This is a genomic window from Domibacillus sp. 8LH (assembly GCF_038806185.1).
GTDB classification, from domain to species: domain Bacteria; phylum Bacillota; class Bacilli; order Bacillales; family Domibacillaceae; genus Domibacillus; species Domibacillus indicus_A.
Genome location: NZ_JAVJNG010000025.1, coordinates 44,893 through 54,854, shown reverse-complemented (window position 1 = coordinate 54,854; position 9,962 = coordinate 44,893). Strand labels below are relative to the sequence as shown.

Here is a 9,962-nt window from a genome sequence, read left to right as displayed (position 1 = left end):
TCGTCCTGAGCCAGGATCAAACTCTCCAAAAAAGTTTGACTTGCTCATTTGTTTCCATTAAAACACGGGGTGTTTTTGATGGAAGATAAAAATTTAAAACGTTGACGTTTTTATTGATTTTGTTCAGTTTTCAATGTTCAATGTTCAATGCGTTGCTCAATAGCAACTTTTATATAATATCATTTCGCCTCGTTATGTGTCAACATTTTTTTAAAAATGTTTTTTCGACATTTGTTTCTTGTAACGGGCAAGATTTAATTTACCATGCATACAATCAAATGGTCAATAGTTTTTCTTCTTTTTTTTATTTTTTTTCATATACTTTGTCAAATCACTTTAAAACGGAGGCTGAAGCCGCGATGCCTTGGTTATTTATTCGACTCAAACAATTAAAATGGGCTGTTCTCTTTCTTTCTTCCGTCACCATGGGTTTCGTCATCATGTCTCCGCCTGCTGAGCAGCCGGCCATTTCATTCGCCGGGCAGCCAGCTGCCATTTATAAAGGCAACGAGCACATTGCCTTAACCGTAAACGTAGATTCCTCTTCGAAAAACACGTCCAAGCTTGTGAACATATTCATCGACCAGAAAGTGACGGCTTCTTTTTTTGTCACATCGTCCTGGCTGAAAAAACATCCAAAAACCGCAAAATTATTAGTCGATCGGGCTTTTGATATTGGAGTGCTGCTGACAGATGTTTCAGACGATCAGGCCGTGGAAAAAGAAATTGCCGCTGTCCAAAAGATATTAAGCACCTACGGAAAGAACTCCCTTCTCTTTATACGAGCAGCTGAAGACACGGGAGAATTACCGGACATGCCCGCTGCCCAAGGTTATTTAGCTGTTCAATGGAGCGTGAATTTAGCAGACCAGCCGCCTTCAGAATTGGTGCGTCATGTTGATGAAGGAGATATTATTCTTCTCAACCCGCAGGAGGATCTCCGTGTAACGAAGAAATGGCTGTCTCTTTTACTAACAAAGAAAAAAGTCATCAGCTTATCGGAAATGGCTGGCGGCCGGGCACAAGTCGAATATATCCCTTAAAAAAACCCTGAAAGCAGTTTGTTATGCTGCTTTCAGGGTTTTTTGATTATATTTAGGGAGCATCAGCAGCTGAAAAGCGTTGCACGGCAGCAGAGTAAAAAGCATTAAATACAACCAGCTTTCTTCGTTTGCCTGCAGAACAGGAAGCCATTCAAGCGTTGTCACAACGACCATAAAAAACAGAGCCGCCACAAATACATTCCGGTTTCTGCCTCTTGCTTTTTGGTAAGCGGTCACAATTCCAACGAGAAGAAGAATCGCAGCGAGCAAGATGTAGGAACCGATCGTTTCTCCACTGCTGAATGCTTGAAAGCGGAAATAAACGAGATCAAATAATACAACGGCAATAAGCGCTGTTTGAATAAACCCCCAATAAGACTTGAACAGTCCAAGACCAAACTGGTGAATTGTTAAGTATGCAAAAAAACCCATTTGGCTGATTACACTGAAGGTAAAGCCGACTCCAATAAGCCATGTTAAAACCGACAGTACTTCTCCCCACTCTCCGTTTGCAAACAGCGGAGCAAATTCATTCCAGCGGATGATAAAACCTAAGATACCTGTTGCGGCCCCGCCAATGAGCAGTGTATGTGTAAAAAAACGGATCCAATTTCGTATACCCACATAAAATTCCTCCCGTATGTTCGTCTTCTTCGATTGTACCAAGACATGCCTTCCTGCACCATGAACATTTTTTAACCGTCATAAAAAAAGCTTCTGGGCCGAAGCCCAAAAGCGTTTAGTTAGATCCAATTTTTTGATCGAGCTTTTTAGCAATATCCAGGTAAATCGAGCCAAGCGGATGATCCTCCGCATAAACAGATGGAGCAAAATCTTTCTCATCCCAGTCCGGCTGCTGCAGCGGAAGGCGGCCGAGCACTTCTGTGCGCAGCTCATCAGCGAGCTTGTCTCCTCCACCGCGTCCAAAAATGTATTCTTTTTCACCTGTTGTTTTGCTTTCAAAGTAAGCCATGTTCTCGATAACACCGACGACTTCATGATCTGTTTGCAGTGCCATTGCACCAGCACGCGCCGCAACAAAAGCTGCCGTTGGGTGCGGTGTAGTAACGATTACTTCTTTACAGCGCGGCAAAATCGTATGTACATCAAGCGCTACATCCCCTGTACCCGGAGGCAGATCCAATAGGAGGTAATCGAGATCTCCCCATTCTACTTCCGAGAAAAAGTTATTCAGCATTTTGCCAAGCATAGGGCCTCGCCAAATAACCGGAGCGTTATCGTCTACAAAAAAGCCCATCGAAATAACTTTAACGTCAAAACGGTCAACCGGATAAATCTTTTGGCCGCGGACTACTGGACGTGTCGTAATTCCCATCATATCCGGCACACTAAATCCGTAAATATCGGCGTCTATAAGACCCACTTTTTTTCCAAGGCGTGCAAGCGACACAGCAAGGTTTACCGATACAGTTGATTTACCGACCCCGCCTTTCCCGCTCGCGATCGCCAGGAAGGTTGTTTCGCTGTTTGGAGACAGAAGGCCTTCATCCTGTCCTGCTGTATCTGCTCCGCGAAATTGGGCGATTCTTTCCTCAGACAATTGTTTAAATCGGATGCCGACTGTTTCCACACCCGCTTCTTTTAACGCATTCACAATTCGCATTTGCAGCTGAAGCTGTTCCGGTGTACCCGTTTGTGCAATTGCGATTTTAACACTGACATGATTTTTTTCTTCTTTAATGGATACCTCTTCAAGACCCCCTGTTTCGGATAGCTTTTTATGTAAAAAAGGGTCTTCAAGAGCATTCACGATATCACGTACCTGTGTTTCTGTCATCATCAGTGGCACCATCCTTTGACTGTAGTATTCTCATTATTCAGTATAGCACACTCTCTGTGGATTGTTAGGAAACGGTTACTTCCCGTCTACGTAACGTAAAATTCCCCGGGAAATAGCCGCTGCTGTTTTCTCCTGATAGCTTTCACTTTCGAGAAGCCGGCGTTCGGCAGGGTTAGATAGAAAGCCGATCTCGACAAGCGCACCGGGAACATCCGCTTCCTTTAAAACAAAAACATGTCCGATCTCTGCCGGCTTCCGGTCCGTATTGCCCAGGTTGCCAACCAGTTCGTTTTGGATGGCTGTTGCAATCTGTTTGTTTTGAGGCATATGAGGCGAGTAAAAAGTCTGCGCGCCCCGCCATTGTTCTGCTGGAATCGCATTTAAGTGCACGCTGATAAACAGGTCTGCCCCCGACTCGTTAATCAGCTGCTTTCTTTTGCGCAGATCTTCAGTTTTTCGCGTACGGACGCTTTCTGTTTCTCCCCCGGCTAAATCTTTATCTTTTTCCCTCGTCATGAGGACAACCGCGCCTTGTCCATTTAAATACTCTCTCAACTTCTCTGAAACAGACAGGGCAATGTCCTTCTCGAGTGCCGGCTCACTTCCCGCGCCGCCGTCCATTCCTCCATGCCCCGGATCAATCATAATCGTCATTCCGGTAAGCGGAGGACGCCAATCATTAAACACCGGCTTGACTCCTTGATATAAAAAAGCAGCAGCCGCTGCGAGCATCAGAACGAAAATAAGCTTTTTCATCGCTTTCCCTCCTGTCACGACCACTATATGTAGAAAAACCGGCTCACATGAAAAAATCCTTTCCCGTTATCAGGAAAGGATGACTGATTGATCTGTTTAAGCCGTTCCAGGAGCCTTATAAACATAGCTTTATCCGGCTAGAGAGCTATATAAATAAAAAAGACTCCCAGCCAAAAAGCTGAGAGTCTTCCAAACGCAAAAATTAACGTTTTGAGAACTGAGGTGCGCGACGAGCGCCTTTAAGACCGTATTTTTTACGTTCTTTCGCACGTGCATCACGTGTAAGGTAGCCAGCACGTTTTAGTGTTGGACGGAATTCTGGATCAGCTTGCAGAAGAGCACGCGCGATACCGTGACGGATCGCTCCCGCTTGCCCTGTGTAGCCGCCTCCGTTTACATTTACGTGTACATCATAGCTGTTTACTGTTTCAGTCGCAACAAGCGGCTGGTTGATCACAGTGCGCAGCGCTTCGAATGGAATATAATCTTCAGCAGTACGGCCGTTGATGATGATTTTACCTTCGCCTGGTACTAGACGTACGCGGGCTACTGAACTTTTACGGCGTCCTGTGCCTAAGTATTGAACTTGTGACAATGTCATTTCCTCCTTTTAGTTAAATAAATTATCCGCGAAGTTCGTAAACTTCTGGTTGTTGTGCTTCGTGTTTGTGTTCTGCTCCAGCGTAAACGTGAAGTTTCTTGAACATTTGACGACCTAAAGAACCTTTTGGAAGCATGCCTTTGATTGCAAGCTCAAGCATTCTTTCAGGGTTTTTCTCACGCATTTGACCAGCGGTTGTTGATTTCAAACCACCTGGATACATGCTGTGACGGTAGTAGATTTTCCCTTGAAGTTTGTTACCTGTTAATTCGATTTTAGATGCATTGATGATGATCACGTGATCGCCTGTGTCAACATGTGGTGTGAAAGTTGGTTTATGTTTGCCGCGCAAAATAGATGCTACTTCGCTTGAAAGACGGCCCAATGTTTTGCCTTCAGCATCGATCACGAACCATTTACGCTCGATTTCGCCTGCTTTCGCCATATAAGTCGTACGCATTGTTTACCCTCCTGATTTGTTTGTATTTTACGGTTCCATGTATTTATATCACGAATAAGTTTCCGGGGCTTATCGTGGGGTCAAATAACATACCATATGCTATAATATACCGCTTGTTATTCATTGTCAAGATAAAATGCAACACTTGGTGAAGTTGTCACGAAAAGAATTTAAAATACGGCTTTTTTCCGCCCCTTTAAAAGCCATCAGATGTTTTCGTCATAATGAACGGACCATAGATATAATCCTTCCGCAGGAGCCGTCTGAGCGGCACGATTGCGGTCTCTTGCTGCTAGAATATGAGCCACCTCATCAGGCTCCAGACGCCCATTTCCGACCTTTATAAGGGTCCCTGTCATGATCCGGACCATGTTATATAAAAAACCGGTACCGGCAAAGCGGATTTCCAGATCGTCACCCTGCTCCAAAAATGAAATATCTGTGACAGTCCGCACTTTATTTTCTTTATCCGTTTTCGTCGAGCAAAAAGAAGTAAAATCATGCTCTCCCAGCAGATGGGCAGCCGCTCGCTCCATTCGTTCAACGTCCAGCGGATACGGATAATGATAGGCATGCACCGTTCGAAACGGATCACGGTATGGTGTCCGGTAAATACGGTAACGGTATTCCTTCCCTGCAACCGAGTAACGGGCATGAAAGGTCTCCGGGACTTCCTCGGTCCGCTTAACGGATATATCATCCGGCAGCACCCCGTTTAAAGCACGGGCCCAGCGCTCTGCCGGCATCTCAATGGGTGTGTCAAAATGAATGATCTGCCCCATTGCATGTACACCTGCATCCGTCCGGCCCGATGCATGCGTTTTAATCGGGGTCTTTTTATGAATTTTCCAAAGTGCGCGCTCCACTTCCTGCTGTACAGTCCGGTCCTTTGGCTGTGACTGGTAGCCGGAAAAGCGAGAGCCATCATACATTAACTCACATTTAATTCGTTTCACGCTCATTCCTCCATCAGCTTCTCAGCCCGATTAAGGCAGCTGCCAGCGCTGCTAGAACAAGCAGCGCAGCTGTATCCCGCAGATGCCACGCGAGTACACGGTATTTGGTGCGTCCTTCGCCTCCGCGGTAGCCCCGCGCTTCCATGGCTACTGCCAGCTCCTCCGCCCGCTTAAAGGCACTGACAAACAGGGGAATCAAAAGCGGAATCACGGCCTTAACCCGGCTTGAAACAGACCCGCTTGTAAAATCAGCACCGCGGGCCATCTGGGCTTTCATAATTTTGTCCGTTTCATCCAGCAGCGTCGGGATAAAGCGCAGAGAAATCGAGATCATCAGTGCCAGCTCATGAACCGGCACTTTCACTCGTTTTAACGGGCCAAAAAGTGATTCAATTCCATCTGTTACGGAAATAGGCGGTGTTGTCAGTGTTAAGAGTGACGTAACAAAGATCAAGAGGAGAAAGCGCAGAGAAATAAAAGCACCTTTGATAATCCCGCCTTTATAGATGCTCATGAACCCCAGCTGAGCCAAAACCTCTCCCTCTTTTGTAAAAAATACATGTATCAAAAAGGTAAAGAGGATAAGAAAAATAACCGGTTTTAATCCAGCTATTAAAAAAGCAATACGTACGTTTGACAGCAGGATAACAACAAGCGTAAACAAGCTCAGCAAAGCATAGGTAAGCACGTTATTGGCCAGAAACACGATCATGACAAAGCCAAAAATAAATAAAAGCTTGGCCCGGGGGTCCATCCGGTGTACAACTGAATCGCCCGGCAGGTAACGTCCTAAAATCATTTTTTCCATCATGGGCGCTCACCTCGAAGACGGGCTATTTCCTGTGCGAGTTCTTCAGGTGTTAAGCAAAGATGAGGAAGCGGCTGTCCAAGCTTTTCTTCAAACATATACTGCAGCCGAACCGTCTCCGGCACATCAAGCCCAAGAGCAGTTAAGCTGTCCCGATTCTGGAAAAGCTCCCGCGGCGTGCCCGTTTTCGCAACACGGCCTTTATGCATGACAATGAGCCGGTCTGCATAACGAGCCGCATCTTCCATGCTGTGCGTCACGAGCACACAGGTCAGGCTGTTTTCTTTTTTTAACGAATGAAACAGCTCCATGATCTCACGACGCCCGCGCGGGTCCAGCCCTGCTGTCGGCTCATCTAATACGAGCACATCCGGCTCCATCGCCAGCACGCCGGCAATGGCTACCCGGCGCATTTGCCCGCCTGACAGATCAAAAGGAGAGCGCTCCAGCACGGATGAAGGAAGTCCCACAAGATGGATGGCTTCACGAGCCCGTTTTTTGGCTTCCTCCTCAGATACACCGAAATTCATCGGCCCAAAGCAAATATCCTTTTCTACCGTTTCTTCAAACAGCTGATGTTCCGGAAACTGAAACACAATACCGACGCGGCGGCGGACGTCTTTTAACTTCTTTTCTTTCCGGCCGGCGGCAATCGTCCGGCTGCCGACCTCAATTTTGCCTCGCAGCGGCTGCAGCAGCACATTTAAATGCTGCAGAACCGTCGATTTCCCGGAGCCGGTATGGCCGATTACTGCTACGTATTCACCGGAAGGAATATGAAAGGTGACATCTGTAATCGCGAGCCGCTCAAACGGCGTTCCGGCTGCATAACGGTATTCTACTCCGTGAAATTTAATGTCCATACGTCTCTCACCAGCTCTTCTTCCGTAAAATGGCGCTCCGACAGGGTGATTCCTTTATCCGCCAGCAGCTGGCTCATCCGGACTGAAAATGGAACATCAAGACCTAATGTAAGCAATTCCTGATCCAGTTGGAAAATAGCCTGCGGAGACCCTTCTGCATATATACTGCCTTCATTCAACACAATGACCCGGTCCGCTTTCGCAGCTTCTTCCAAATCATGTGTAATAGAGATAACCGTTAATCCTTCTTTCTCTTTAAGATCACGAATCGTATTCATCACTTCATCACGTCCGGCCGGGTCAAGCATCGAGGTGGCTTCATCAAGCAGGATAATGTCCGGCCGCAGCGCAATCACGCTGGCAATGGCTACCCGCTGTTTTTGACCGCCTGAAAGATGGTGTGGCTCTTGATTCAGAAAAGCGGTCATGCCGACTTTTTGGAGCGCTTCCTGTACACGTTCTTTCATTTCCTTTTGTTCGACACCGTTATTTTCTAACCCAAAAGCCACATCATCCTGCACAGTGGTACCGACAAACTGGTTGTCTGGATTTTGAAAAACCATTCCGAGCTTTTTCCGAATCGCCCACACATTTTCTTCTGAAAGAGCCAGTCCGCTGATCGTGACCGTTCCTTCCTGCGGATAGTGAAGACCGTTCAGCATTTTAGCAAGCGTAGATTTCCCTGAACCATTATGACCAACAATCGCCAGCCATTCACCGCGCTGCACATGAAAAGACACATGCTGAAGAGCAAAAGCAGCTTGATCCGGATATTGAAATGACACACCGTCAATCGAGATAATGGATTCCTTCATGCTGGCACCTCCTTATTTCGGCAAAAATAAAAAAAGCCCGCACCCCGAGCCGAAGAATCAATCTCTTCTTGCTGCTGCAGCAGCGTGGCAGGGGGTGCATGAGCTAGACGGGACGCACGTGAAGCGTAAGAAGGTACGCCCATCGTAACGCTCTAAGCTTGTTCATTCGAAAGTGCAGGAGGTGACTGCGGAGAGCAGAACAGAAGCAAAGAATGCGGTTTCGTGGTCCGCCATGCTTGTGTCCTCTGCATACTGCAGGCCTCCGTTGGCAATTGAAACTGGACTTTCCAAAAACCAGCACTTTCTTAAAGTATAAAAAAAGGGCAAAACAAAGCAACGTTCGTTTTGTTCTGCCCATTTCGCGGTCTTAAGGAGCTTATACTAGCTCGATAATCACCATTGGTGCGCCATCGCCGCGGCGTGGACCAACTTTCATAATGCGAGTGTAGCCACCTTGACGCTCATTGTAGCGTGGTGCCACATCATCAAACAATTTTTGAAGTGCGTAAACTGGCTGTTCTTTCGTTTTGCCGTTTTTCTCTACTTCTTTCGTAGAAGCGACTTCGTGACGAAGGAATGCTGCAGCCTGACGGCGGGCATGCAAGTCACCACGTTTACCGAGTGTAATCATTTTTTCTACAACTGAGCGCAATTCTTTTGCACGTGCTTCAGTCGTTTCAATGCGTTCGCTGATGATAAGATCAGTTGTCAAATCACGAAGCATCGCTTTGCGCTGAGCGCTTGTACGTCCTAGCTTTCTGTAAGCCATGAAGATACCCTCCTTTATTGATGTCGTTTATTTAATCAATCTTCTTTTCGTAAGCCGAGTCCAAGCTCGTCCAGCTTCGCTTTTACTTCTTCAAGTGATTTACGGCCAAGGTTACGGACTTTCATCATATCGTCTTCACTCTTGTTCGCAAGTTCTTGAACAGTATTAATACCAGCGCGTTTCAGGCAGTTGTAAGAACGAACAGACAGATCAAGTTCTTCGATCGTCATCTCAAGTACTTTTTCTTTCTGGTCTTCTTCTTTTTCTACCATGATTTCCGCATGCTGTGCTTCGTCTGTTAATCCTACGAAAATGTTAAGATGTTCGTTTAAGATTTTCGCCCCTAAGGAAATAGCTTCCTTCGGTCCGATGCTGCCATCTGTCCAAACGTCCAGTGACAATTTATCAAAGTTTGAAAGCTGCCCAACCCGTGTGTTTTCCACTTGGAAGTTTACACGTGATACAGGTGTGTAGATGGAGTCGATCGCAATGACGCCGATTGGATGATCTTCTTTTTTGTTGTGATCAGCCCGGTTGTACCCTCTGCCGCGTTGTGCCGTCAAGCGCATACGGAAATTAGCGTTTTCACCTAATGTCGCAATATGCAGATCCGGATTTAAAATTTCCACATCGCTGTCGTGAGTAATGTCGGCAGCCGTTACGGTTCCTGGACCTTGAACATCGATTTCAAGCGTTTTTTCCTCATCTGAGTAAATTTTAAGCGCAAGTTTTTTAATGTTCAAAATGATCGACGTAACATCTTCTACGACGCCTTCAATTGTTGAGAATTCGTGCAGTACGCCATCAATCTGAATGGACGTCACTGCGGCACCCGGAAGTGAAGATAATAAAATACGACGCAAGGAGTTCCCTAGAGTAGTACCATATCCGCGTTCAAGTGGTTCCACGACGAACTTTCCAAACGTAGCATCATCGCTGATCTCAACCGTTTCAATTTTTGGCTTTTCAATTTCGATCATTCCATTTTCCCTCCTCGAATACGTCGAAATTCCGGTAACCCGAAATTCCCATGTTTACCATTCCCGATTGTACAAAGTAATTGGTCAATTCCTGAATCAAAACAGTCAAT

Annotated in this window: 12 protein-coding genes; 1 reads left to right on the top strand and 11 read right to left on the bottom strand. The window is 46.3% G+C overall.

The window, feature by feature from the left end; translation table 11 throughout:
- The first annotated feature begins 359 nt into the window (after nt 1-359).
- Nucleotides 360-1,043, top strand: a complete 684-nt coding sequence (locus tag RG959_RS20055) for a polysaccharide deacetylase family protein (protein ID WP_342798621.1) — start codon at nt 360-362, stop codon at nt 1,041-1,043.
- 21 nt (nt 1,044-1,064) lie between these two features.
- Here RG959_RS20055 and RG959_RS20050 read toward each other — a convergent pair whose 3' ends face one another.
- The 11 genes from RG959_RS20050 to RG959_RS20000 form a co-directional block, all read right to left on the bottom strand.
- Entirely contained in the window at nt 1,065-1,667 is a 603-nt protein-coding gene (locus RG959_RS20050; protein WP_342798620.1) for a KinB-signaling pathway activation protein, read from the bottom strand.
- A gap of 115 nt (nt 1,668-1,782) precedes the next feature.
- Nucleotides 1,783-2,844 (bottom strand): P-loop NTPase, encoded by a 1,062-nt coding sequence (locus RG959_RS20045; RefSeq protein ID WP_342798619.1) that lies wholly within the window; start codon nt 2,842-2,844, stop codon nt 1,783-1,785.
- Between the two features lie 75 nt (nt 2,845-2,919).
- Nucleotides 2,920-3,576 carry an N-acetylmuramoyl-L-alanine amidase CwlD gene (cwlD, locus tag RG959_RS20040; protein WP_483298909.1) on the bottom strand — a complete coding sequence of 219 codons (657 nt, stop codon included), beginning with the start codon at nt 3,574-3,576 and terminating at the stop codon, nt 2,920-2,922.
- A gap of 226 nt (nt 3,577-3,802) precedes the next feature.
- Nucleotides 3,803-4,195, bottom strand: a complete 393-nt coding sequence (gene rpsI / locus RG959_RS20035; RefSeq protein WP_045851882.1) for a 30S ribosomal protein S9 — start codon at nt 4,193-4,195, stop codon at nt 3,803-3,805.
- A 28-nt stretch (nt 4,196-4,223) separates the two neighbouring features.
- Nucleotides 4,224-4,661, bottom strand: a complete 438-nt coding sequence (gene rplM, locus RG959_RS20030) for a 50S ribosomal protein L13 (RefSeq protein ID WP_242236733.1) — start codon at nt 4,659-4,661, stop codon at nt 4,224-4,226.
- 206 nt (nt 4,662-4,867) lie between these two features.
- The gene (gene truA / locus RG959_RS20025; RefSeq protein ID WP_342798617.1) at nt 4,868-5,617 is read right to left on the bottom strand and encodes a tRNA pseudouridine(38-40) synthase TruA; all 750 of its coding nucleotides are present in this window, start codon (nt 5,615-5,617) and stop codon (nt 4,868-4,870) included.
- Between the two features lie 13 nt (nt 5,618-5,630).
- A complete protein-coding gene (locus tag RG959_RS20020; RefSeq protein ID WP_342798616.1) occupies nt 5,631-6,428 on the bottom strand; it encodes an energy-coupling factor transporter transmembrane component T family protein in 798 nt (265 codons plus the stop codon).
- On the bottom strand, nt 6,425-7,288 hold the full coding sequence (locus tag RG959_RS20015) for an energy-coupling factor ABC transporter ATP-binding protein (protein WP_342798615.1): 864 nt from the start codon (nt 7,286-7,288) through the stop codon (nt 6,425-6,427). The genes RG959_RS20020 and RG959_RS20015 overlap by 4 nt, the downstream gene beginning before the upstream one ends.
- Nucleotides 7,264-8,103: an energy-coupling factor ABC transporter ATP-binding protein gene (locus RG959_RS20010; protein ID WP_342798614.1), complete on the bottom strand. Its 840-nt coding sequence runs from the start codon at nt 8,101-8,103 to the stop codon at nt 7,264-7,266. Before RG959_RS20010 ends, RG959_RS20015 begins: the two co-directional genes overlap by 25 nt.
- 376 nt (nt 8,104-8,479) lie before the next feature.
- Entirely contained in the window at nt 8,480-8,872 is a 393-nt protein-coding gene (gene rplQ, locus RG959_RS20005) for a 50S ribosomal protein L17 (RefSeq protein ID WP_242236744.1), read from the bottom strand.
- 35 nt (nt 8,873-8,907) lie between these two features.
- Nucleotides 8,908-9,852: a DNA-directed RNA polymerase subunit alpha gene (locus tag RG959_RS20000; RefSeq protein ID WP_242236747.1), complete on the bottom strand. Its 945-nt coding sequence runs from the start codon at nt 9,850-9,852 to the stop codon at nt 8,908-8,910.
- Between the last annotated feature and the right edge of the window lie 110 nt (nt 9,853-9,962).

Bases quoted from the DNA above. Each gene is read 5' to 3' on its own strand.
- RG959_RS20000 (WP_242236747.1), bottom strand. From the start codon at position 9,852: ATGATCGAAATTGAAAAGCCAAAAATTGAAACGGTTGAGATCAGCGAT.
- RG959_RS20010 (WP_342798614.1), bottom strand. From the start codon at position 8,103: ATGAAGGAATCCATTATCTCGATTGACGGTGTGTCATTTCAATATCCG.
- RG959_RS20055 (WP_342798621.1), top strand. From the start codon at position 360: ATGCCTTGGTTATTTATTCGACTCAAACAATTAAAATGGGCTGTTCTC.
- cwlD (WP_483298909.1), bottom strand. From the start codon at position 3,576: ATGCTCGCAGCGGCTGCTGCTTTTTTATATCAAGGAGTCAAGCCGGTG.
- RG959_RS20015 (WP_342798615.1), bottom strand. From the start codon at position 7,288: ATGGACATTAAATTTCACGGAGTAGAATACCGTTATGCAGCCGGAACG.
- rplM (WP_242236733.1), bottom strand. From the start codon at position 4,661: ATGCGTACGACTTATATGGCGAAAGCAGGCGAAATCGAGCGTAAATGG.
- RG959_RS20020 (WP_342798616.1), bottom strand. From the start codon at position 6,428: ATGATGGAAAAAATGATTTTAGGACGTTACCTGCCGGGCGATTCAGTT.
- rplQ (WP_242236744.1), bottom strand. From the start codon at position 8,872: ATGGCTTACAGAAAGCTAGGACGTACAAGCGCTCAGCGCAAAGCGATG.
- RG959_RS20045 (WP_342798619.1), bottom strand. From the start codon at position 2,844: ATGATGACAGAAACACAGGTACGTGATATCGTGAATGCTCTTGAAGAC.